The organism is Streptomyces sp. NPDC028635 (assembly GCF_040637635.1).
In the GTDB taxonomy this organism is placed as follows: Bacteria; Actinomycetota; Actinomycetes; order Streptomycetales; family Streptomycetaceae; genus Streptomyces.
The window spans coordinates 132,266-153,742 of sequence record NZ_JBEZWX010000002.1; the positions used below are offsets into that span (position 1 = coordinate 132,266).

23 protein-coding genes are annotated in these 21,477 nt (G+C 73.3%); 17 read left to right on the top strand and 6 right to left on the bottom strand.

Features of this window, described 5'->3' with window-relative positions:
- Nucleotides 1-56: 56 nt before the first annotated feature.
- From AB0E88_RS02760 to AB0E88_RS02770, 3 genes are all read right to left on the bottom strand, one after another.
- Nucleotides 57-449 (bottom strand): very short patch repair endonuclease, encoded by a 393-nt coding sequence (locus tag AB0E88_RS02760; protein WP_361622648.1) that lies wholly within the window; start codon nt 447-449, stop codon nt 57-59.
- Between the two features lie 570 nt (nt 450-1,019).
- Entirely contained in the window at nt 1,020-2,036 is a 1,017-nt protein-coding gene (locus tag AB0E88_RS02765) for an SEC-C domain-containing protein (protein WP_361622651.1), read from the bottom strand.
- 84 nt (nt 2,037-2,120) lie between these two features.
- Nucleotides 2,121-3,542, bottom strand: coding sequence for an MFS transporter (locus tag AB0E88_RS02770; RefSeq protein WP_361622654.1), 1,422 nt, complete (start codon nt 3,540-3,542; stop codon nt 2,121-2,123).
- A gap of 158 nt (nt 3,543-3,700) precedes the next feature.
- On the opposite strand from AB0E88_RS02770, the gene AB0E88_RS02775 reads away from it, so the two are divergent.
- The 4 genes from AB0E88_RS02775 (at nt 3,701) to AB0E88_RS02790 (ending at nt 6,639) form a co-directional block, all read left to right on the top strand.
- On the top strand, nt 3,701-4,234 hold the full coding sequence (locus tag AB0E88_RS02775; RefSeq protein WP_361622657.1) for a helix-turn-helix domain-containing protein: 534 nt from the start codon (nt 3,701-3,703) through the stop codon (nt 4,232-4,234).
- 186 nt (nt 4,235-4,420) lie between these two features.
- Nucleotides 4,421-4,732: a DUF6412 domain-containing protein gene (locus AB0E88_RS02780; protein WP_361622660.1), complete on the top strand. Its 312-nt coding sequence runs from the start codon at nt 4,421-4,423 to the stop codon at nt 4,730-4,732.
- Nucleotides 4,733-4,867: 135 nt separating this feature from the next.
- Nucleotides 4,868-5,584 carry a YidC/Oxa1 family membrane protein insertase gene (locus AB0E88_RS02785; RefSeq protein ID WP_361622663.1) on the top strand — a complete coding sequence of 239 codons (717 nt, stop codon included), beginning with the start codon at nt 4,868-4,870 and terminating at the stop codon, nt 5,582-5,584.
- A 197-nt stretch (nt 5,585-5,781) separates the two neighbouring features.
- Complete coding sequence (locus tag AB0E88_RS02790; protein WP_361622666.1) at nt 5,782-6,639, top strand: fumarylacetoacetate hydrolase family protein; 858 nt, start codon at nt 5,782-5,784, stop codon at nt 6,637-6,639.
- A 114-nt stretch (nt 6,640-6,753) separates the two neighbouring features.
- Here the strand turns inward: AB0E88_RS02790 and AB0E88_RS02795 are convergent, their stop codons facing one another.
- Entirely contained in the window at nt 6,754-7,248 is a 495-nt protein-coding gene (locus tag AB0E88_RS02795; protein ID WP_361622668.1) for a heme-degrading domain-containing protein, read from the bottom strand.
- Nucleotides 7,245-8,324, bottom strand: coding sequence for a Gfo/Idh/MocA family oxidoreductase (locus AB0E88_RS02800; RefSeq protein WP_361622671.1), 1,080 nt, complete (start codon nt 8,322-8,324; stop codon nt 7,245-7,247). Before AB0E88_RS02800 ends, AB0E88_RS02795 begins: the two co-directional genes overlap by 4 nt.
- A 186-nt stretch (nt 8,325-8,510) precedes the next feature.
- Between AB0E88_RS02800 and AB0E88_RS02805 the strand changes: the two genes are divergently transcribed.
- The 13 genes from AB0E88_RS02805 (at nt 8,511) to AB0E88_RS02865 (ending at nt 20,638) form a co-directional block, all read left to right on the top strand.
- Nucleotides 8,511-9,617: an ROK family transcriptional regulator gene (locus tag AB0E88_RS02805; RefSeq protein WP_361623382.1), complete on the top strand. Its 1,107-nt coding sequence runs from the start codon at nt 8,511-8,513 to the stop codon at nt 9,615-9,617.
- 261 nt (nt 9,618-9,878) lie between these two features.
- The gene (locus tag AB0E88_RS02810) at nt 9,879-10,712 is read left to right on the top strand and encodes a hypothetical protein (protein ID WP_361622674.1); all 834 of its coding nucleotides are present in this window, start codon (nt 9,879-9,881) and stop codon (nt 10,710-10,712) included.
- 92 nt (nt 10,713-10,804) lie between these two features.
- Entirely contained in the window at nt 10,805-11,560 is a 756-nt protein-coding gene (locus tag AB0E88_RS02815; protein WP_361622677.1) for a GntR family transcriptional regulator, read from the top strand.
- A gap of 132 nt (nt 11,561-11,692) precedes the next feature.
- Nucleotides 11,693-12,817: a TIGR03364 family FAD-dependent oxidoreductase gene (locus AB0E88_RS02820; protein ID WP_361622680.1), complete on the top strand. Its 1,125-nt coding sequence runs from the start codon at nt 11,693-11,695 to the stop codon at nt 12,815-12,817.
- Nucleotides 12,818-12,824: 7 nt separating this feature from the next.
- On the top strand, nt 12,825-13,514 hold the full coding sequence (locus AB0E88_RS02825) for a phosphonatase-like hydrolase (protein ID WP_361622683.1): 690 nt from the start codon (nt 12,825-12,827) through the stop codon (nt 13,512-13,514).
- A complete protein-coding gene (locus AB0E88_RS02830; protein WP_361622686.1) occupies nt 13,511-14,563 on the top strand; it encodes an ABC transporter ATP-binding protein in 1,053 nt (350 codons plus the stop codon). The genes AB0E88_RS02825 and AB0E88_RS02830 overlap by 4 nt, the downstream gene beginning before the upstream one ends.
- Complete coding sequence (locus AB0E88_RS02835; protein WP_361622689.1) at nt 14,556-15,338, top strand: 2-aminoethylphosphonate ABC transporter permease subunit; 783 nt, start codon at nt 14,556-14,558, stop codon at nt 15,336-15,338. Before AB0E88_RS02830 ends, AB0E88_RS02835 begins: the two co-directional genes overlap by 8 nt.
- Nucleotides 15,325-16,122 carry an ABC transporter permease subunit gene (locus tag AB0E88_RS02840; protein ID WP_361622692.1) on the top strand — a complete coding sequence of 266 codons (798 nt, stop codon included), beginning with the start codon at nt 15,325-15,327 and terminating at the stop codon, nt 16,120-16,122. The genes AB0E88_RS02835 and AB0E88_RS02840 overlap by 14 nt, the downstream gene beginning before the upstream one ends.
- Nucleotides 16,123-16,159: 37 nt before the next feature.
- The gene (locus AB0E88_RS02845; RefSeq protein ID WP_361622695.1) at nt 16,160-17,215 is read left to right on the top strand and encodes a 2-aminoethylphosphonate ABC transporter substrate-binding protein; all 1,056 of its coding nucleotides are present in this window, start codon (nt 16,160-16,162) and stop codon (nt 17,213-17,215) included.
- Between the two features lie 159 nt (nt 17,216-17,374).
- Nucleotides 17,375-18,154, top strand: a complete 780-nt coding sequence (locus AB0E88_RS02850) for an HAD-IIA family hydrolase (protein WP_361622698.1) — start codon at nt 17,375-17,377, stop codon at nt 18,152-18,154.
- Between the two features lie 138 nt (nt 18,155-18,292).
- Complete coding sequence (locus AB0E88_RS02855) at nt 18,293-18,874, top strand: hypothetical protein (RefSeq protein WP_361622701.1); 582 nt, start codon at nt 18,293-18,295, stop codon at nt 18,872-18,874.
- 2 nt (nt 18,875-18,876) lie between these two features.
- Entirely contained in the window at nt 18,877-19,542 is a 666-nt protein-coding gene (locus AB0E88_RS02860; protein ID WP_361622704.1) for a class F sortase, read from the top strand.
- A gap of 94 nt (nt 19,543-19,636) precedes the next feature.
- Nucleotides 19,637-20,638, top strand: a complete 1,002-nt coding sequence (locus AB0E88_RS02865) for a glycoside hydrolase family 6 protein (RefSeq protein ID WP_361622707.1) — start codon at nt 19,637-19,639, stop codon at nt 20,636-20,638.
- Between the two features lie 73 nt (nt 20,639-20,711).
- Here the strand turns inward: AB0E88_RS02865 and AB0E88_RS02870 are convergent.
- The coding region (locus AB0E88_RS02870; RefSeq protein WP_361622710.1) for a kelch motif-containing protein at nt 20,712-21,477 on the bottom strand (766 nt) is incomplete at its 5' end.

Here is a 21,477-nt window from a genome sequence, read left to right on the forward strand (position 1 = left end):
TAATCCAATGGCTAGCAGAAATGGACATTTAGGTGCTGTTTCTCCTGTCTCTGGCGTCACGAGTCGGTGGCGGTCGCGCGCTTGGAGGCCACGACTGCCTTGATTCTGTGTGCGACCTCGTCGACGGATTCGTGCTCCCAGAAACGCAGCACCGTCCACCCTTCTGCGGTCAGATGCGAGGTCGTCTCGGTGTCGCGGGCCATGTTCTTGTCGAGCTTGGCTCGCCACCATTCCGCGTTGGCCTTGGGATGCGTCGCGTGCTGGGGGCAGCCGTGCCAGAAGCAGCCGTCGAGGAAGACGGCGATCTTCGTCCTGGGGAACACGATGTCGATGGTCCGGCGCGGCATGCCCGGCACCGATACGTTGACGCGGTAGCGCAGCCCCGAGGCGTGCAGCAGCCTACGGACCGCGACCTCAGGAGCCGTGTCCCGGGAGCCCTGGCGGCTCATACGGGCGGATACGGCGGCTGACGAAGGGACGGCGTGCGACACATAAGCATTCTGCCGGCGGATCGTTGGCGTTGGGTATGTCATCGTCGGCCAGTGCCTGCCGGCGCCGTCGGGCCACTCGCTTCTTGGCCAGTGTCGCGCTTCCGCGGTCCGCGTCAAGGGCGCTGCGCGTCGCCTTCGGCGATGGCCCTCCGGCCCACCCTTGACCCAGACCGCTCCAACGCGGGGAGGAAGCGAGCGAGCGGCCGGAGGAGAGCGGGCGCCCGGGTGGGCCATCGTGCCGTGGGTTGAGCGGCCGGCCGGGGCCGGGGCGCGAAGGCGTCTCGCATGCACGCCGAGCAGCGTGGCGGGTGCGGGTGGGCGGCCTTTGCCGAGACTGAACTCAGTCTGCTCGAGGGGGCGAACCGAGCGGCCATCGGCTGACCGCGAGGCCACTCGCATGTGTCATCGCTCTGGACACCCACACTGGAGCGGCGTCAGGGACCAAGCCCGTCAGGGATCCCTACACCAGCCGCCCACCCGTCCATCCGGAGTGGATCGAGGGCTTGTGATCTTCGGCTGGTAGGGCGGTCAGGCCTGCGTGCCGTGACACTCCCCATAAACCGCCCCCGACCCGCACCAGCAGTCCTCCCCCCGCTCCGGCGGCCAGGCCGCCGCGCGGCCGCGTGCTGCCAGGGTCGTCGCGTACTGGGGGAGGAGGGTCGGGTCTGCGGGGGACGTGCCCTCCGAGGCTGCGAAGGCTTCGTAGGAGGGGACCGTGCCGGTGACGATGCCCAGGTTGGGGGTGCCGGAGGCGGACAGTTCGCGCAGGGACGTCTCTATCGTCGCCACGTGGGCCTCGTAGGAGGGGTACTCCTCGGCGAGGGCCGGGTAGTCGGAGACGAGTTCGGCCAGTTCCGGGGCCGGCCAGTGGAGGACGGCCACGGGGAACGGGCGGGAGAGGGCCTCTCGGTAGGTGCCCAGTTCCGCCTGGAGGCGGGAGATCTCCGCCTGGAGTTCCGCCGGGTTGGAGGAGCCCAGGGCCCAGACCCGTTTCGGGTCGTGGAGTTCGTCCAGGGGGACCGGCGCCGTGTTCAGGGTGTCCGCGAGGGCGTCCCAGTCGTCGTGGGGCAGGCCCAGCATGCGGCGGACCCGGTGGCGGCCGAAGAGGAGGGGGCGCACGGAGTAGGGGGGCTCGCCCTTCGCGGGGAGCAGGCGGTGCGCGGCCTGCGTGAACGTGTCCTGTGCCGCCTCCAGTTCGTCGTGGGACTCCAGGGCCTCCGCGACGATCACCCAGGGCAGCGGGTCGCGGGGCGCGGCCACGCGGATGCCCTCGATGATCGCGCGGGCCTCGGCCTCGTGGTCGTACTCCCAGAGGTTCGCGGCCTTGCGGGCGCGGACCAGGTGGGGGTGCTCCAGGGTGTTCCCCGTCGCGAGCAGGCGGTCGTAGAGGGTCGTCGCGGCGGGGCGGTCGCCGGCGAGTTCCAGGTGGGCCGCGGCCCGCAGCAGCAGGGCTTCCGCGTCCTCGGGATACAGGCCGGCGGTCCGCTCCAGGCGTGCCGCTTCGGCGGTGTGGTCGACGTTCTCGGCAGGCGTGTCGGAGCGCATGGGGGACACCGTACTGCCGATGAATGACAAACGTCAGGGATCCGCCGGCCGGTGCCGTACGCCCGGCAGGGGGTGCTCACGTCCTTACGCCCGCTCCCGCAGCACCCCCACTCCGGCCGCGCCCACGGCCGCCAGGGCCGCCGAGACCAGCAGGGCGACGTCCGCGCCGTCGGGCAGGCTCTTGGTGGAGGTCGCCAGCGCGATGGTGAGGGCGACGCCCGCGCAGGAGCCGATGTAGCGGAAGGTCTGCTGGGCGCCGGAGCCCATCGCCGCGCGCTCGGGCGGCACGGACTCGACCGAGACCAGCGGCAGCGCGGCGTTCAGCAGGCCGCTGCCGATCCCGCCGATCAGCAGGCCCGGCAGCAGACGCGGCCAGGAGTGGGCCGACAGCGCGCCGAGCATCGTCAGCGCGGCCACCGCGTGCAGGACGAAGCCCGCCGCCAGCTGGAGACGGGGCGCGACGCGGCCCGCCAGGCGCCGCGCCTGCAACGCCACGACGAAGGACAGACCGGACCAGAGCAGGAACAGCCACGCCGTCGCCATCGCCGACATGCCGAGCGTCCGCTGGAGCAGCGCCGGCAGATAGCTGAACAGGCCGATCACCGCCAGGCCGGTGAACAGGCCGCCCGCCGAGGACGCGAGGAAGCGGGGGCGGCGCAGCAGGCTCAGGTCGATCATCGGGGTGGCCGTTCGGCGTTCGGCCACGGCGAAGAGAGCGAGCAGGGCCAGCGTCGCCAGGAGCAGCAGGCCCACCGGGGCGCGCAGCCAGCCGTCCCGGCCCAGGGTCAGCGCGGCGACCAGGCAGACCAGCGCCGGACCGAAGGTGAGCGCGCCGAGCAGGTCGGGGCGTCCGCCGCGCGGGGCGCGGGACTCCGTCAGGACGCGTGCCGCCAGGGCCGCCGTCACCACGGCGGCCGCGCCGAGGACGCCGTACGCCACCCGCCAGTCGGGCAGTGAGCCGGCGAGAAGCGGGCCGACGGCGATGCCGCCGGAGACGAACGCGCCCCACACGCCGGTCGCGTGCAGCCGGCCACGCGGGGTCGGGTAGGCGTGCACGATCAACCCGAGGCTGCTCGCCAGCAGGGCCGCGCTGGCCGCGCCCTGGGCGATGCGGGCCAGCGTGAACAGCCAGGTGGAGGTGGTCAGCGCGCCGAGGGCCGTGGTCAGGCCGAGGGCCAGGGTGCCGGCGGTGAAGATCCGGCGGCGGCCGTAGTCGTCGGCGAGGCTTCCGGCGACCAGCAGGAGGGCGGCGAGGCCGAGCGGGGTGCCGTTGAGCAGCCAGGCCTGCGCGGACAGCGGGGTGTGCAGGTCGGCGGCCGTGTCGGGGAGGGTGACCATCGGCGCGGTGTACGTCATCAGCGCGATGGCCGTGGCCGCGCTGGTCAGGGCGAGCGTGGCGCGGGGGCGGACGGCGGTGGGTGCGGCGGCCGTCCTCCGGCCGGCTGCCGCGGGCCCCGGTGGTGCGGAGGCCGCCTCGACGCTGCCGGGGAGGTCGGAGCTGGGCATGGCGGGTTCCCTTCCGGACGGGTCTCCGGTGGCCGGCGGGCTGTGGCGTCGGCCCGCCGGGCTGATGGTTCATTCATTGAACCTACGAGGACGACGCCACCGTAGCAGGGTTGGTTCGGTGATTGAACCTAGCGCGGGGAAATAGGTACAGTGACCTCATGGCACTGGGCAAGGACTACGCGACGCAGGAGTGCTCGATCGCCCGGGCGCTGGAGGTCGTCGGCGAGCGGTGGACCCTGCTCGTCGTCCGCGACGCGTTCTTCGGCGTCCGGCGTTACAACGACTTCCTCGTCCACCTGTGCATCCCGCGCGCCGTCCTCGCCGCCCGTCTGCAGAGCCTCACCGAGCAGGGAATCCTGTACAAGCGCCGGTACCAGCAGTCGCCGCCGCGCGACGAGTACGTCCTCACCGAGCGCGGTATCGCCCTGTGGCCCACCCTGCGCTCCCTCGGCCTGTGGGGCCGCGAGCACTTCGGCGAGCAGCCGCTGCGCATCCTGCGGCACGCCACCTGCGGCACCGAGCGCGAGCTCGGCCCCTACGGCGAATGCCCCGACTGCGGAACCATCGCGCCGGTCCCGGACGTTCTGATGCTGCCGGGGCCGGGACTCGACCCCGACCCGGCGGATCCGGTCAGCCGGGCCCTGCTCCAGCCGCGGAGGCTGCTGCAGCCGCTCGAGCCGGATCCTGTATAACGGCTGTACGGACGTTCCGTACGACATACGGCAGGGGTGCGAAGAGCAGCCCGCACGACCACGGGCGTCCGATGAACGGCCCGCACGATCACGGGCGTCCGACGAAGGGCCCGCACGACCGCGGGCGTCGACGGACAGCCCGCAGGAACACGGGCGTACGACGAGCAGGGCGGGGGGGAGAAGCCGATGAACCGTGACCGGGCCGGGCTGCGTCCCGCCGCCGCGCTGCTGCTCCTCGTCCTCCAGGTCGCCCTGCTCGACACCGGCAGTCTCTCCGCCACCGTCGCCCTCGCCGCGACCGCCGCCGTCGGCTCCGCGCTCGCGCTGTGCGCGCTGGTCACGGCGCTCTGCGTGCCCGCGGTGCCGCCCACCCGGGTCCGCACCGCGATACGGGACCGCGCCCGTCGTACGGCTTTCCTGCCCCAGCGCGACCCCGACGCGCCCGGCCGCCGCCGGCCCAGGGCACCCGGACACGCCCTCCCGGCGACCACCGCGTAGGGCATCCCGCCTCCGCTCCTCCCCACGGGCACCACCGCCGTCCCCGGACGGACGGGATCTCCGCGCGGGTCGTCATGCCGATCTCATCGATCCCCATCGTTCCGGCACGACGTGACCCCGGAGGGCCACTCACCCATGTCCGTTTTCGCCCACCTCGTCGAGCGGCTCGCCGAGCTGCTCCAGCCCCTGTTCCACGCCTCCGCCGCCGCCGCGGCGATCGTGCTGTTCACCATGCTCGTGCGGCTGCTGGTCCACCCCCTGTCCCGGGCCGCCGCCCGCGGGCAGAAGGCCAAGGCCGCGCTGCAGCCGCAGATCGCCGAGCTGCGCCGCAAGCACGCCAAGGACCCGCAGAAGATGCAGAAGGCGATCATGGAGCTGCACGCCGAGGAGAAGGTCTCACCGCTGTCCGGTTGCCTGCCCAGCCTGTTGCAGGCACCCGCCTTCTTCCTGCTCTACCACCTGTTCTCCAGCACCAGCATCGGCGGTGAGGCCAACGGGCTGCTCGGGCACCAGCTGCTCGCCGCACCGCTCGGTGACCGCTGGGCGGACGCCCTCGCCGCCGGCGGGCCGCTGGGGGGCGCCGGACTCGTCTACCTCGTCCTGTTCGCCCTGGTCGCGGTCGTCGCCGCGGTCAACTTCCGGCGCACCCGGCGGACGATGGCCGAGAACGCGCCCCTGCCGGCGGCCGCGTCCGGGGAGCAGGTTCCGGGCCTCGGAGCCGTCACGAAGGTCATGCCGTTCATGTCCTTCTTCACCCTCGTCACCGTCGCCGTCGTGCCGCTGGCCGCCGCGCTGTACGTCGTCACCAGCACGGCGTGGAGCGCGGTGGAACGGGCGGCGCTCTACCGCTGAGCCGCGACCGCGCCCGGCCCGGTCCCGCGCCCCCGCTTCCCCGGGCCCGCCCCCTACGGTCCAGTACGTGAACGGGGTCTTGCAGAGTGGACCCCCCTCTTGGAGGATCGACCAGTCCTCCGATGGCTGTCGCGCCACGGCCGCACCCGGCGGCGCCATCGGCCGGGCGCCCGCGATCGAGGAAGATGGTGACGACCATGAAGCTGCTGCGAGTCGGTACGGCCGGGGCCGAGCGCCCGGCGCTGCTCGACGCCGACGGGACCCTGCGGGATCTGTCGGGTCTCGTCGAGGACATCGACGGCGCGCTGCTCGCCGACGACGCGGCCCTCGGCCGTATCCGCGCCGCGGCCGAGGCCGGGGAGCTGCCCGCGCTGGACGCGACCGGGCTGCGCGTCGGCCCGCCGCTGGGCCGCATCGGCAAAGTCGTGTGCATCGGGCTGAACTACTTCGACCACGCCCGCGAGATCGGGGCCGAGCCGCCCGCCGAGCCGGTGGTCTTCTTCAAGGCCGCGGACACGGTCGTCGGCCCGAACGACACGGTGCTCGTACCGAGGCGCTCGGTGAAGACCGACTGGGAGGTCGAGCTGGCGGTCGTCATCGGCCGCACCGCCCGCTACCTCGGCTCGGCGGAGGAGGGGCTCGCGCACGTCGCCGGGTACGCCGTCGCGCACGACGTGTCCGAGCGGGAATGGCAGATCGAGCGCGGCGGGACCTGGGACAAGGGCAAGAACTGCGAGACGTTCAACCCGCTGGGGCCGTGGCTGGTGACCGCCGACGAGGTGCCCGACCCGCAGGCGCTCTCCCTCAAGCTGTGGGTCAACGGCGAGCTGAAGCAGGACGGGACCACGGCCGACCAGATCTTCCCGGTGGGAGAGGTCGTGCGGTACGTCAGCCAGTTCATGACGCTCTACCCCGGAGACGTCATCAACACGGGGACCCCGGCCGGGGTTGCCATGGGGCAGCCCGAGCCGAAGCCGTACCTGCGGTCCGGGGATGTGGTGGAGCTGGAGGTCGAGGGACTGGGCCGGCAGCGGCAGGAGCTCAAGGACGCCTGAGCGCTCCGCCGGGGGCGGGGACCGGCCTGTCTTCGTCACGCGGGCCGTGCGGGGCTGCTCGCGACGAACGTCCGGTCCCGGCCGCAGGGGTCCGCGGGTCGGTCCCGGCGCGCGTCAGACCTTCAGGAACTCCTCCAGCGCCTCCACCACGAACCGGTGGTCCTGCAACTGGGGCAGCCCCGAGACGGTGACCGCGCCGATCACGCCGACGCCCTCCACGGTGATCGGGAAGGAACCGCCGTGGGCCGCGTACGCGTCCGGGTCGAGGCGGGAGGACTCCTCGAAGGTGGTGCCCTTGGCGCGGAAGCGGGCGCCGACCAGGTAGGAGGCGCTGCCGTAGCGTTCGACGACCCGGCGCTTGCGGGCGATCCAGCCGTCGTTGTCGGGCGTGGAGCCGGGCAGGGCGGCGTGGAAGAGCTGCTGACCGGCCCGGTGGATGTCGATGGCGACCGGGGCCTGCCGTTCGCGGGCCAGGCCGACCAGCAGCGAGCCGAGCGCCCACGCGTCGTCGTAGGTGAACTGCCGGAACACCAGGCGGCGTTCCTGGGCCTCCAGCTCCTCGATGCTCGGGGTGAGTTCGGGCGTGAACTTCGGGGTCAGTCCGCTCATCGCAGGGTCACCACCACTCCGTCGCGGGCCGACCGGCGGGCCGCTTCCAGTACGTCGAGGGCGTCGGCCGCCTCCAGCGCGGTCACCGGGTTGGGTCCGGCGCCGGTGAGGGCCTTCGCCACGGCCGCATAGTAGGCCGGGTAGTCGCCGGGCAGGGTGGGTTCGGGGCGGCCGCCGCCGGTCAGCGGGGACTCCCCGGCGCCGACGCGGCCCCACAGCTCCTCCGGCTCCACGCCCCAGCCGGGGCCCGGGCGGTGGCCGTCGCGCAGCGCCGCCTCCTGCGGGTCCAGGCCGTACTTGACGTAGCCGGCCTGCGAGCCGAGCACCCGGAAGCGCGGGCCGAGCTGGGCGGTGGTGGAGGAGACGTACAGGTGGGAGCGGACCCCGCCCGCGTGCGTCAGCGCGAGGAAGGTGTCGTCGTCGGCCTCCGCGCCCGCGCGCCGGACCAGCGACTCGGCGTAGACCTGGGTGACCGGGCCGAAGAGCACCAGCGCCTGGTCGACGACGTGGCTGCCGAGGTCGTACAGCAGGCCGCCGATCTCCGCCGGGTCGCCGGACTCCCGCCAGCCGCCCTTGGGCTTGGGCCGCCACCGCTCGAAGCGGGACTCGAAGCGCCATACGTCGCCCAGCGCGCCCGTCTCGAGCAGGTGCCGCAGGGTGAGGAAGTCGTTGTCCCAGCGGCGGTTCTGGAACACCGACAGCAGCAGCCCGCGCTGCTCGGCGAGCGCCGCCAGCTCGCGGGCCTCCGCGGCGGTCCCGGCGACCGGCTTGTCCACGACGACCGGCAGCCCCGCCTCCAGGGCGGCGGTGGCGAGCGGGACGTGGGTCTTGTTCGGGGAGGCGATGACGACCAGGTCGAGGTCGCCGGCCCGCTCCAGCAGCTCGTCCGCGCCGGCCACGGTCGTCACCCCGGGGTGCTCGGCGCGGGCCTGCGCCTGCCGCTCGGGGCGGGAGGTGACGACCGTGTCGAGGGTCAGGCCGTCGGTGCCGGCGATCAGCGGGGCGTGGAAGACGGAGCCCGCGAGGCCGTAGCCGATGAGGCCCACGCGGAGGGGGGTTCCTGTCGTACCTGTCATGCCACCCACTTTCGCAACGCTGTTGCCAAAGTGCAAGCGGCGGGGACAATGGGTGCTGTGAGCGGTACGAACGGTGGAATCACAGGCGACGGCGCCGGGAGCCCGGTCGGCGGTGACGGCGGCGCGATCGGAGGCGGCGCCACGGTCGGGGGCGCCAGGGGCCCGGTCGGCGCTGACGGCGGCGCGATCGGCGGTGACGGCGGCACCAGCGGAGCCGGTGTCAACCTGCTGGGGCTGCGCAGCCACAACACCGCGCTCGTGCTGGAGCTGCTGCGCACGGCCGGCGCCGAGGGCATCAGCCGCCTCGAACTCGCCGAGCGCACCGGGCTGACCCCGCAGGCCGTCAGCAAGATCACCGCACGGCTGCGGGAGCAGGGCCTGGCCGTCGAGGCCGGGCGCCGGGCGTCCACCGGCGGCAAGCCGCGCACGGTGCTGCGCCTGGTGCCGGACGCCGGGCACGCCGTCGGAGTGCACCTGGACCGCGACGAGCTGCGGGCGGTGCTGGTCGACCTCACCGGCGCGGTCGTCGGGCAGGAGCGGGCGCCGCTCGACCTCGGAGCGGGAGCGGAGGCGGTGCTGGGCGGTGTGGAGCGGGCCGTGCGGCCGCTCGCCGGGTCGGTGCCGGCCGCGTCGGTGCTGGGCGTGGGCGTCGCGCTGCCCGGGCCGCTCGACCATGTGCGGGGCGTGCTGCACCGGGTGACCGGTTTCCCCGAGTGGGACGGCTTCCCGCTGCGGGACGCGCTCGCCGGGCGCCTCGGCCTGCCGGTCGTCGTCGACAAGGACACCAACGCCGCCGCGCTCGGTCTCGCCGTCGCCGGGGAGGGCGGCTCCTTCGCCTACCTCCATCTCGGTACGGGCCTGGGGGCCGGACTGGTCGTCGGCGGGGCCGTGCACCGGGGGGCGCGGACCGGGGCGGGGGAGTTCGGGCACCAGGTGATCCAGCTGGACGGCCCGGTGTGCGGGTGCGGCGACCGCGGCTGCATCGAGGTGCTGTGCCTGGGGGCGGTACGGCGCGGGGACACGGCGGAGGCCGCGCGGGTGCTCGGCGCCGGGGCGGCCAATCTGGTCGGGCTGCTGGACATCGACGGGGTGCTGCTCGGGGGGCGGGTCGTCGCGGGGGCACCGGAGACCTTCGTGCGCGGGGTCGCGGCGGTCCTCCGGGAGCGAGCGCACCGCGAGGGAACGCCGGGCGGCGCGGTGCCGGTGCGGATCGCCGGGGGCGGGGAGTGGGGGGTCGCGGCGGGCGCGGGGCACCTGGTCCTGGGGCGGCTGTTCGGGAGGCGGGACGCTTAGACGGGGACGCGGCGGGACGCGCGGGCGGGGAAGTGGGGCGGGACGCATAGGCGAGGAAGACGGAGGCAGAGGCGGCAGCGATCCGGGACGCGTAGGGACGCACGGGCACGACGCGTAGGGACGCACGGGCACGCGCAGGGACGTACACCCGACGCGCAGGGGCAGTGGGGCCCGGCCGGGTGGGATCCGTCGGCCGTTCGAGGGGCCCGCCCGGTACGCCTCCGCCGCAGCGACCGCCCGCCCCCGCAAACTCATGTGATCATGCGACTGTTCCCGCTCGCCCGTGTCCCCGCGGCGGCAGCCGCCACGCTGCTGCCCCTGCTGCCGTTACCGGCCCACGCGCTCCCGGCGCACGCCACCCCCGCCCTCGCCTCCGACCCCACCTGTGCCACCGCCACCGGCTCCTCCGACTTCCCCCTGCGGGCCCGTATCCGCGGTGGCCCGGCGGCGTACGACGCCGGTGGCGGATACGGCGTCTGGTATCTGGACCTGACGAACACCACCCCCGGCACCTGCACCGCCATCCACCCGGTCGTCGTCCTCGTCGACGAGCGGCGAGCGCTGACGGCGGCTCAGCCGCTGCTGGAGTTCGACGACGGCCCGCGCACCCGCACCGTGCGGTTCGAGACGACCGACGAGGACGAACTGGTCGGCGCGTTCGGGGAGACGGACGGCTTCCCCGGGTTCAGCGTCGGGCCGCGCCGCACCCTGACAGTGCGCGTGCGGCTGGCGTTCACCGCCGACGCCGTACCCAACGAGGTCACCGCCGAGGCGGCGGTCGTACGCCGGCACGACGACGACGGCGACTGGGTGGGCCAGTCCGACGACTACCGCTTCACGGTACGGAACGCGGACGGACCCCCGCCCCCGCCGAGCCCGGGAACCGACCCGGGCGCCACACCTCCCGGCCCCGCCCGCACCCCCGCCACCGCGAGGCCCACCCCCGACCCCACCCCGGCCCCCACGCCCGCCCCCACCGGCGCGCTCGCCGCCGACGAACTCGCCCGCACCGGCATCACCGACGGCGCGCTCGCCGCCGCCGTGGCCCTGCTGCTGGGCGGCGCCGCGCTGCTCGTGGTCCGCAGACTCCGCTGACGAGCACGAGCACGAGCACGAGCACGAGCACAAGCACGAGCACGAGCGGAGGCGCCGCCGTTCGGGCCGGCCCCGTCTGCGACGATCCTCGCGTGGACTACCCGAACGACCAGGCCCCCGGCGCCCCCGTCCGCTCCGGCATCCCGGAGCACGGGCGCATCCCGAAGTACTACGCGGTCAAGGCCCGTATCGACTCTCTCGTCGCCGAACTCGGCGAGGGCGGCGTCATCCCCACCGAACGCGACCTCGCCGAGCGCTACGACGTGGCCCGCGAGACGGTGAGGCAGGCCCTGCGCGAGCTGGTGCTGGAGGGCAAGCTGCGCCGGCAGGGGCGCGGCACCGTCGTCGCGGGGCCCAAGCTGGCGCAGCCGCTGTCGCTGGCCAGCTACACGGAGGGCGTGCGCCGGCAGGGCCGTACCCCCGGCCGTGCCCTCGTCACCCTGGACCGCTTCCCCTGCCCTCCGGCGCTCGCCGCCGAGACCGGGCTGACGCGCGGCGAGCCCGTGTGGCATCTGGAGCGGGTGCTGCTGGCCGACGACGAGCGGGTCGGTCTGGAGAGCACATATGTCGCCGTGGCCCGGGTGCCCGACCTGGACACCGGTTTCGAGCCGGACTCCTCCTTCTACGCCTACCTCCAGGGCCGCGGCATCGCGTTCGGCGACGCCGACGAGCGCATCGAGACCGTGCTGGCCACCCCCCGCGAGGCGCTGCTCATCGGCACCCCGCCCGCGCTGCCGATGCTGCTCATCCACCGGGTCTCCCGGGACGCGGAGGGCCGGCCGCTGGAGCGGGTGCGCAGCCTGTACCGGGGGGACCGGTTCTCGTTCACGACGCATCTGCGGGGCTGAGAACCGGCGACGTCCACCGCCGTCGATCGATCACGAAAAGATAACGGGTCTAGCCCAAACGTGATGGCTCGTTCACGCTCTCGTCGGGAACCGGACCCTTCCGGTTCCCCGGGCGAGAGGAGCGTGGCCGGCGTGAGAGTGACAGTCGTCGGAGGCGGCGTGGTCGGGACCATGCACGCCTGGCAAGCAGTCCAGCGCGGCCATCAGGTCGTACAGATCGAGCGCGAGAGCGAGGCGCGCGGCGCTTCCCTGCGCAACTTCGGCCAGATCTGGGTCAGTGGCCGGGCGGGGGGTGAGGAGCTGGCGACGGCCCTGCGGGCACGTGAGCTGTGGCAGGAGATCGGCGCGCGGGTGCCCGGGCTGGGCTTCCGCCCCAACGGCTCGCTGACCCCGCTCCGCGGCGCCCTCGAACTCGCCGTCGCCGAGGCCGCGGTGGCCCGCGAGGACGCGGCCGACCGCGGCTACAAGCTGCTCACACCGCACGAGGCCCGCGCCCTGAACCCCGCCCTGCGCGGCGCGTTCGACGCCGCCCTGTACTGCGAGCGCGACGCGGCCGTGGAGCCGCGCACCGCGCAGCTCGCCCTGCGCGCCGAGCTGGCCAAGTCGCCGGACTACACCTTCCTGCCGGGCCGCGAGGTCCGCGAGGTGATCGGCGAGAGTGCCGTCCGCGACGACCACGGCGACGTGCACCGCGCCGAGGCCGTCGTCCTCGCCACCGGCGCCTGGCTCGGCGGCCTGGTGCGCGAACTGGCCGGGCCGGACCTGCCCGTGCGCCGGGTGCGGCTGCAGATGATGCAGACCGACCCGCTCGGCGAGCCCCTGACCACCTCCGTCGCCGACGCCGACAGTTTCCGCTACTACCCGGCGTACGCCTCGCCCGCCCTGGACGACCTCAACGCCCGGCAGCCCCAGCCGAAGACGGCCGCCGCGCACAAGATGCAGCTGCTGATGGTGCAGCGCGCCGACGGCGGCCTGACCATCGGCGACACCCACGAGTACGAGCACCCCTTCGCCTTCGACACCCTCGAGGACCCCTACGAGCACCTCACCGGCGTCGTCGAGTCCCTGCTGGGTAGGCCGTTGCCGAGGATCCGGCGCCGCTGGGCCGGGGTGTACGCGCAGTGCACGGACCCGCGCAGGGTCGTGCACCGGCAGCAGGTGCGCGAGGGGGTGTGGCTGGTCACCGGGCCCGGCGGGCGCGGCATGACCTGCTCGCCCGCGATAGCCGAGACCACCGCGAACGAACTGAACTGGTGACCCTCCCATGAGCGACACGACCCCCGACATCCGCCTCGTCGTCCTCGACATGGCCGGTACGACCGTCGCCGACGGCGGCCTGGTCGAGCAGGCCTTCGAGGCGGCCGCCGCAGAGCTGGGCGTGGAGCCCGGCAGCGAGGACCACGCCGGCCGGCTCGCCTACGTCCGCGCCACCATGGGCGAGTCGAAGATCTCCGTCTTCCGGCACCTGTTCGGCGCCGAGGACCTCGCCCGGCGCGCCAACACCGCCTTCGAGAAGGCGTACGGCGACCTCGTGGACGCCGGCCGCGTGGCAGCCGTGCCCGGCGCCCGCGAGGCCATCGAGAAGCTGCGGGCCGCCGGCCGGACCGTCGTGCTGAGCACCGGCTTCGCCCGCGTCACCCAGGACGCCATCCTGGCCGCGCTCGGCTGGCAGGACCTCGTGCCGCTCACCCTGTGCCCCGCCGACGCCGGCGGGCGCGGCCGGCCGTACCCGGACATGGTCCTCACCGCCCTCCTGCGCACGAAGGCCGCCGACGACGTCCGCCAGGTCGCCGTCGTCGGCGACACCTCCTACGACATGCTCAGCGGCGTGCGGGCCGGGGCGGGCGTGGTGGCCGGTGTGCTCACCGGCGCGCACCGCGAGCCGGAACTGCGCCGGGCCGGCGCCACCCATGTCCTCGACTCCGTCGCGGAGTTGCCGGGAGTCCTCGGATGAGCAGCGGCATCCGCTTCGAGAACGTCACCGTCGCCTACGACGGCCACGTCGTCCTCGACTCCCTCGACCTCACCGTCGAACCCGGCGAGGTGATGGCGCTGCTCGGGCCGTCCGGGTCCGGCAAGACCACCGCGCTGCGGGCGGTCGCCGGGTTCGTGCGGCCCGCCGCCGGGCGCGTGCACCTCGGCGGCCGGGACGTCACCGACCTGCCGCCGCACCGCCGGGGCATCGGCATGGTCGTCCAGAGCTACGCCCTCTTCCCGCACCTGCGGGTCGAGGACAACGTCGCCTTCGGGCTCAAGGCCCGCAAGGCCGCCAGGAGCGAGATCCGCTCCCGGGTCGCGGAGGCGCTGGAGATGGTGGGCATGGCGGGATACGCCCGCCGCCACCCGCGGGAGCTGTCCGGCGGCCAGCAGCAGCGCGTCGCCATCGCCCGCGCGCTCGCGATCCGCCCCTCGGTCCTGCTGCTGGACGAGCCGCTCTCCGCGCTCGACGCCCGCCTGCGCTCGGGAATGCTCACCGAACTGGCCCGGCTGCACCGCGAACTGCCCGACGTGTCGATGCTGTACGTCACCCACGACCAGGTCGAGGCGCTCACCCTCGCCGACCGGATCGCCGTGATGGACCGGGCCCGCCTGCAGGCCTGCGGCACACCGCGCGAGCTGTACCGGGCGCCCGCGAACGCGTTCACCGCGTCCTTCGTCGGCAACGCGAACCTGCTGCCGGTCACCGTGGCATCCGGGGGTGTCGTTCTCGCCGGCACCAAGGTGCGGGTCGACACGGCGGGCGCGGTCGCGGGGGCGCGGGCCACCTTGTGCGTACGCCCGCATCTGGTAGGGCTGGGCGACGGGCCGAACCGGCTCCCCGGTGTCCTGCGGGAGATCCAGTGGCGCGGAGCCACCCACCGGCTGTACGTCGAGGTCGACGGGCAGATGATGACGGCGGACGTCGTGGAACTGAAGGATCCGCCGGCGCCCGGGGACGCGGTGAGCCTGCACTTCGCCGAGCAGGACGCGGTGCTGCTGCCCGCCGGAGCCGCCGATGCGTAGTCGCCTGTGGTGGGCGCTCCCCCCGGTGGCCCTCCTCTCCGTCTTCTTCCTCTACCCCCTGGCCCTGGTCGTCCGGCAGTCCTTCCAGCCGGACGGCGGCGGGACCTCCGTGCAGCCGTACGCCGACGTCCTCGCCTCCGAGGCGTTCCGGCGCGCCCTGTGGACCACTGTGTGGCTGGCGCTGGGATCGACCGCCGGCTGCCTGGTGCTCGGCTTCCTGCTGGCGCTGGTCATCGCGTTCGTGCCGTTCCCCGGTGCGCAAGCGGCCGCCCGGTTCATCGACGTCTACCTGTCCTTCCCGTCGTTCCTGATCACGCTGGCGCTGCTGTTCATCTACGGCACCACCGGCATCGTCGGGTCCCTCCCGTTCCTGACCACGCCGTGGGGCGTGCTGCTCGCGGAGGTCACCTACTTCACGCCGTTCGTCATGCGGCCGCTGCTCGCCGCGTTCGCACAGCTCGACACCGCGCAGCTGGAGGCGGCCGGTTCGCTCGGCGCCCGCGCGCCGCGCATCGTGCAGCAGATCATCCTGCCGGAGGCGCTGCCCGCGCTCGCCGCCGGCGGCAGCCTCGTCCTCGTCCTGTGCCTCAACGAGTTCGGCATCGTGCTGTTCACCGGCGCCAAGGGCGTCACCACCCTGCCGACCCTCGTCTACGGCAAGGCGATCCTGGAGTCCGACTACCCGGGCGCCTGTGTCGTCGCCGTCGTCAACGTCCTTCTCTCCGTGGGCCTGTACGGCCTGTACCGGGTGGTGAGCCGTCGTGCTGGTGCATAGCCGCCGCGCCAAGGGGGCGATCTGGGCACTCTTCGCGCTGCTCTTCCTGCCCCTGTTCGCGCTGCCCCTCCTCGTCGTCCTCGGCGCGTCCTTCGCCACCCACTGGTCGAGCGCCCTGCCCTCCGGCCCGACGCTCGGCCACTACCGCGCCGCCACCCGCGGCGACGCCCTCCAGGCGCTCACCACCAGCCTGCTCACCGCGCTCGCGGCGAGCCTGCTCGCCCTCACCGTCGGCACCTGGGCGGCGCTGGCCGCCGCGGCGCTCAGGGAGCGTCACCGGCGGTTGCTGGACGCCCTGTTCGTCCTGCCCGTCGCCGTGCCCTCGGTCGTCGTCGGCCTGTCCGCGCTGGTCGCCTTCTCCCGGCCGCCGCTGCTCCTCAACGGCACCCGCTGGATCGTGATCCTCGCCCACACCGTGCTGGTCACCGCCTTCGCCCACCAGTCGGTGTCCGCCGCGATCCGCCGCCTCGACCCGGTGTACGAGCAGGCCGCCGCCTCCCTGGGCGCGAGCCCCGCCCATGTGCTGTGGCGGGTGCGGCTGCCGCTGCTGCTGCCGTCGCTGACCGCCGCCGCCGGCCTGTGCTTCGCCCTGTCCATGGGGGAGCTGAGCGCCACGATGATGCTCTACCCGCCCGACTGGACCCCGCTGCCCGTCCTGATCTACGCCGCCACCGACCGCGGCGCCCTGTTCGCGGGGTCCGCCGTCGCGGTGGTCCTCATGGCGGCGACGCTGCTCGTGCTGTTCGCCGTCTCCCGCGTACGGACCAAAGCCGCCCACCGCTGACCCTCACCTCATGGAAACGACCGGAGTTGGCCTCGCCATGCCCAAGAACACCCTCACGATCGCCACCGTTCTCGCCGTCCTCGCCGCCCCCGCGCTCACCGCCTGCGGCGGCTCCTCCGCCGCCGCCGACGACAAGGCCGTCACCGTCTACAGCGCCGACGGGCTGAAGGGCGAGAACGGCGACGGCTGGTACGACCGCGTCTTCAAGGACTTCGAGAAGCAGACCGGCATCAAGGTCAAGTACGTCGAGGGGGGCTCCGGCGAGATGGTGCAGCGCGCCGTCCGCGAGAAGAGCAACCCGCAGGCCGACGTGCTGGTCACCCTGCCGCCGTTCATCCAGCAGGCCGACGGCAAGGGCCTGCTGCAGAAGTACGCCCCGAAGGGCTCCGAGCACGTCAGCGGCGCCGACAAGGCCGCCGACGGCACCTGGACGGCCGTCGTCAACAACTACTTCGGATTCGTCTACAACAAGGAGCGGCTGCCCAAGGCCCCGAAGACCTGGCAGGAACTGCTGGACGGCACCTACAAGAACAAGATCCAGTACTCCACGCCCGGCGTCGCCGGCGACGGCACCGCCGTCCTGATCAAGGCCATGCACGACTTCGGCGGCAAGCAGCCCGCGCTGGACTACCTCGGCAAGCTCCAGGCCAACAACGTCGGCCCGTCCGCGTCCACCGGCAAGCTCGCGCCGAAGGTCGACAAGGGCGAACTCCTCGTCGCCAACGGCGATGTGCAGATGAACCACGCCCAGTCCAAGACCATGCCCCACCTCGGCATCTGGTTCCCGGCCGGCCAGGACGGCAGGCCCACCACGTTCGCGCTGCCGTACGCGGCCGGTCTCGTCACCAAGGCCCCGCACGGCGAGAACGGCCGGAAGCTGCTCGACTTCATGCTCGGCCAGGCCGCCCAGCAGCAGGTCAGTGAGATCGGCGGCGGCTTCAGCGCCCGCTCCGACGTCAAGGCCACCGACGCCGACGCCATCGCGCTGGCCCGGCTGATGGACGGCGTCCAGGTCTTCGAGCCGGACTGGTCCGACATCGAGAAGAACCTCACCGCGTACGTCGACGACTGGAAGTCCGCGACCGGCAGCTGAGACCGGCAGCTGACCCGGCGGCCCTGCCCGGCAGACGAGATCACCTGCTCCGGCGGGGCCGGGACCGGCCACCGCTGATTAGGCTGGGGGCGTCGGTACGCCGTGGTTCCGGCGCCCCCAGCCCGTGTAGGACCGTACGTACGCCAGGAGACGCAGCACATGGCAGACCGCAAGCCCATCGAGTCGTGGCTCACCGACATGGACGGCGTCCTGATCCACGAGGGAGTGCCGATCCCCGGCGCCGACGCCTTCCTGAAGAAGCTGCGCGAGTCCGGCAAACCGTTCCTGGTACTGACCAACAACTCCATGTACACGCCGCGTGACCTGCACGCCCGCCTGACCCGCATGGGCCTGGACGTGCCGATCGAGAACATCTGGACCTCCGCGATGGCCACCGCGAAGTTCCTCGACGACCAGCGCCCCGGCGGTTCCGCGTACGTCATCGGCGAGGCCGGTCTGACCACCGCGCTGCACGACATCGGCTACATCCTCACCGACCACGAGCCCGACTACGTCGTCCTCGGCGAGACCCGCACGTACTCCTTCGAGGCCATGACCAAGGCCGTGCGGCTGATCAACGGCGGGGCCCGGTTCATCTGCACCAACCCCGACGAGACCGGCCCCTCCACCGAGGGCCCGCTCCCGGCGACCGGCGCGGTGGCCGCGCTGATCACCAAGGCGACCGGCAAGCAGCCGTACTTCGCGGGCAAGCCGAACCCGCTGATGATGCGCACCGGCCTGAACGCCATCGGCGCGCACTCCGAGACCAGCGCGATGATCGGCGACCGGATGGACACCGACGTGCTGGCCGGCATGGAGGCCGGGATGCAGACCTTCCTGGTGCTCACCGGTCTGACCACGACCGGCCAGGTGGAGAACTTCCCCTACCGGCCCTCGCACGTCGTGGACTCCATCGCGGACCTGGTCGACCTGGTCTGAGCGGGGCCGTCGCCGGTCCGTGGTGGCCCCGGCCAACCCGGACCGGCCGGAACATCACCCGGACGGAGCAAAATCGGCGTTCCAGCGGATGCGTCGGCGGTCCCGGACGGGGAGCCTCCAGATAACTGGAGGTACACGATGGGCTCACTGAAGGTCACTGTCTGTGCGGGCGTCGCGGTGCTCGCCGCGCTCACCCCGGCGGCGTACGCGGCGGACGGAGGCGCGGTCTCGGTGTCCCCTGCCTCACCGGCCCCCGGCGCCGACGTGTCGCTGAGCGCGCACGGCTGCGCCGCCCGCACCGCCACCGCCGTCTCTCCCGCCTTCGTCGCCGACGCGCACCTCGCCGGCGCCGAGGGCACCCTCATCGGCGAGAGCAAGATCCGTTCCTCCGCCGCACCGGGCACCTACGACGTGAAGGTCGGTTGCGCCGGCCGCACCGTCGCGGGCAAGGTCACCGTCGTCGAGCGCGGCGGGCACACGGCCCCTCCCGCGCACGAACCGCCGGCGTCCGCCCCGGCCTCCCCGATCGCCCCGGTCCACGCGGGCGGCGGCGGCACCGCACGGCTCACCGCCGAGCGCACCGCGCGCATCGCCGCCGCCGACGCCCACGCCGAGGGACCCGGCCTCGCGCAGGCCGTCACGGGACTGGTCCTGGCCGGTGTCGCCGCGGCCGCCGTGGGCGTGCGCGGTGTCGCCCGCCGGAGCCGCGGGACCCACTGACCATGGCGGACACCGAACGCTCCTCCGGCACCGCGCGCCTGGTCATGGGCGTGGCCTGGGCGGTCCTGCTGCTGGGGCTGTGGCTGTGGGGGATGAAGGTCACCGACGTACGGCAGGGCTGGTCCGCGCCGACCACCGGTGACATGGCCGCCGCGGGCCGCCCGCCGCTCGCCGAGCTGCCCCCGGCCGCCCGGCCGCTGAAGGGTGCCGCGCCGCAGCGCATCGACATCCCCGACCTGGGTGTGCAGGCGCCGGTCGTGGGGCGGGGGCTGGACGCCGAGGGCGCCATCGAGCCGCCGCCGTTCGACCAGGCGGCGGTGGTCGGCTGGTACGCGGGCGGGGCGGCGCCGGGCGCGGCCGGGACCGCGCTGATGGTGGGGCACGTCGACACCGCGACGAAACCGGCCGTCTTCTACAAGCTCAGCACGCTCAAGCCGGGCCGCACGGTCCGTGTCGTGCGCGCCGACGGCCATGTCGCCGAGTTCACCGTCGACGACGTCGAGGTCCTGCCCCGCGACCACTTCGACGCCCACCGCGCCTACGGACCCCACCGGCCGGGGCGGGCCGAGCTGCGGCTGATCACCTGCGGCGGCACCTTCGACAAGGCGAGCCGCAGCTACACGGCCAACGTGATCGTGTCCGCCTACCTGACGGGCACCCGGCTGTAACAGCTCGCCGACGGTGAGCCGGGACGACCTCGTGGGCGTCGCGGGTCGTATGCCAGGATTGAGCCCCGAGACAGGCCACCCGAGGGGGAGTTGGATGTACCGCAAGAGGGGGGTGGCGGCAGCGCTGGGGGCGGCGCTGCTGATCGCCGGTTGTTCCTCCGGGAGCGGTGACGACAAGGAAGGCGCGGCGGCCGCGCAGATCACGCAGCAACCCAAGGAGGCCGACCCGTTCTGGGTCAACCCGGACGGCACCGCGGCCCGGCAGGTCGCGGCCTACCTCAAGGACGACAAGCGGGCCGAGGCCGACCAGATCCGCAAGATCGCCGAGCAGCCGACCGGTGAGTGGATCGGCCCGGAGAACCCCGAGGCCGAGGCGCGCGGCTTCACCGAGGCCGCCGACAAGGCCGGCCGTACCGCGCTGCTGGTGCTGTACGACATCCCGCACCGTGACTGCGGCCAGTACTCGCAGGGCGGCGCAGCCGACGGCGACACCTACCGCGCCTGGATCGACGGCGTGGCGAAGGGCATCGGCGACCGCGGGGCCACGGTGATCCTGGAACCGGACGCCGTGCTGCACCTGGTGGACGGCTGCACCCCGGACGAGTTCCACGAGGAGCGCTACGACCTGCTCAAGGGTGCGATCGCCAAGCTGAAGGCGCTGAAGAACACCAAGGTGTACCTGGACGCGGGCAACGCGGGCTGGGGCCACCCCGATCAGGTCGTCGAGCCGCTGAAGTGGGCGGGCGTCGACCAGGCCGACGGCTTCGCGGTCAACGTGTCCAACTTCTACTCCACCAAGGACTCGATCGCCTACGGCAGGCAGCTGTCGGCGAAGACCGGCGGCAAGCACTTCGTCATCGACACCAGCCGCAACGGCAACGGCCCCTACACCGGCGGCGAGACGAACGAGCGCTGGTGCAACCCGCCGGGCCGGGCGCTCGGTGAGCCGCCGACGACGAAGACGGCCGACCCGCTGGTCGACGCCTACCTGTGGGTGAAGCGCCCCGGGGAGTCGGACGGCGAGTGCAAGGGCGGCCCGAAGGCGGGCGAGTGGTGGGCGGACTACGCCCTGAAGCTCGCCAGGGCGTCGAAGTAGCCGAGCGGCAGCGGCAGCACGAAGGGGCGCCCCCCGACCGGGGGGCGCCCCTTGGCCGTACCGGGGTCAGGGCCTAGGGGACCCGCACCCACTGCGCCGTGCTCGGCGTGCCCTGGTCGTCGTCCACGAACAGCATGTACCAGCCGGACGGGACGAGGTTGCGGTTCTTCGGGACCGTCACCGTCACCTTGTCGCCGGACACCGTGTAGTCCAACGCGATCGAGCGCTGGTCGACGTCCGTCACGTGCGTCGACGCGCTCGGCCGGATCAGCCGGGCCTTCTTGATCGTGGCGGCGTGCTGCGAGGTGAACGTGCCCGAGGCGCCGCGCTCGATGGTCTTCGGGCCGCCGGACAGGTCGGGGCGCGCGTCCCGGTACAGATAGGGCGGCGTGTAGATCTCGATGCGCTGCTCGAACTTGCCGGGCTTGGTGTTGGCCTTGTCGCCGTAGAGCGAGTCGGAGCCGAAGAACATCACCCGGCCGTCGGGCAGCAGGATCGACCCGGAGTGGTAGTTGCGGCCGACCAGCGGATCGGCGACCCGCTTGAACGCGTTGGACTTCGGGTCGTACAGCCGTGCCTGGAGGATGTTGGAGTCGCCGCGGCCGCGGTAGTCCTCCGAGCCGCCGGAGACCAGCACGCTGTCGTCGGGCAGGATCGAGGACTGCGGGTAGCGGGTGCCCTTCTCCAGCGTGGGACCGTCCACGAACTTCGGGTCCGGCTCCTTCAGGTCCACGATCCGCGTGCGGTTGCTGGACAGCTTGGACTCGCCGACCCCGCCGCCGCCGATCACCATGTACTTCTCGTCCTGCGCCGGCGGCAGCAGCACCGTGCCGGACGTC

Excerpts from the sequence above, each read along its gene's own strand:
- AB0E88_RS02760 (WP_361622648.1), bottom strand. The coding sequence starts at position 449 with ATGAGCCGCCAGGGCTCCCGGGACACGGCTCCTGAGGTCGCGGTCCGT.
- AB0E88_RS02765 (WP_361622651.1), bottom strand. The coding sequence starts at position 2,036 with ATGCGCTCCGACACGCCTGCCGAGAACGTCGACCACACCGCCGAAGCG.
- AB0E88_RS02770 (WP_361622654.1), bottom strand. The coding sequence starts at position 3,542 with ATGCCCAGCTCCGACCTCCCCGGCAGCGTCGAGGCGGCCTCCGCACCA.
- AB0E88_RS02775 (WP_361622657.1), top strand. The coding sequence starts at position 3,701 with ATGGCACTGGGCAAGGACTACGCGACGCAGGAGTGCTCGATCGCCCGG.
- AB0E88_RS02780 (WP_361622660.1), top strand. The coding sequence starts at position 4,421 with ATGAACCGTGACCGGGCCGGGCTGCGTCCCGCCGCCGCGCTGCTGCTC.
- AB0E88_RS02785 (WP_361622663.1), top strand. The coding sequence starts at position 4,868 with ATGTCCGTTTTCGCCCACCTCGTCGAGCGGCTCGCCGAGCTGCTCCAG.
- AB0E88_RS02790 (WP_361622666.1), top strand. The coding sequence starts at position 5,782 with ATGAAGCTGCTGCGAGTCGGTACGGCCGGGGCCGAGCGCCCGGCGCTG.
- AB0E88_RS02795 (WP_361622668.1), bottom strand. The coding sequence starts at position 7,248 with ATGAGCGGACTGACCCCGAAGTTCACGCCCGAACTCACCCCGAGCATC.
- AB0E88_RS02800 (WP_361622671.1), bottom strand. The coding sequence starts at position 8,324 with ATGACAGGTACGACAGGAACCCCCCTCCGCGTGGGCCTCATCGGCTAC.
- AB0E88_RS02810 (WP_361622674.1), top strand. The coding sequence starts at position 9,879 with ATGCGACTGTTCCCGCTCGCCCGTGTCCCCGCGGCGGCAGCCGCCACG.
- AB0E88_RS02825 (WP_361622683.1), top strand. The coding sequence starts at position 12,825 with ATGAGCGACACGACCCCCGACATCCGCCTCGTCGTCCTCGACATGGCC.
- AB0E88_RS02830 (WP_361622686.1), top strand. The coding sequence starts at position 13,511 with ATGAGCAGCGGCATCCGCTTCGAGAACGTCACCGTCGCCTACGACGGC.
- AB0E88_RS02835 (WP_361622689.1), top strand. The coding sequence starts at position 14,556 with ATGCGTAGTCGCCTGTGGTGGGCGCTCCCCCCGGTGGCCCTCCTCTCC.
- AB0E88_RS02845 (WP_361622695.1), top strand. The coding sequence starts at position 16,160 with ATGCCCAAGAACACCCTCACGATCGCCACCGTTCTCGCCGTCCTCGCC.
- AB0E88_RS02850 (WP_361622698.1), top strand. The coding sequence starts at position 17,375 with ATGGCAGACCGCAAGCCCATCGAGTCGTGGCTCACCGACATGGACGGC.
- AB0E88_RS02855 (WP_361622701.1), top strand. The coding sequence starts at position 18,293 with ATGGGCTCACTGAAGGTCACTGTCTGTGCGGGCGTCGCGGTGCTCGCC.
- AB0E88_RS02860 (WP_361622704.1), top strand. The coding sequence starts at position 18,877 with ATGGCGGACACCGAACGCTCCTCCGGCACCGCGCGCCTGGTCATGGGC.
- AB0E88_RS02865 (WP_361622707.1), top strand. The coding sequence starts at position 19,637 with ATGTACCGCAAGAGGGGGGTGGCGGCAGCGCTGGGGGCGGCGCTGCTG.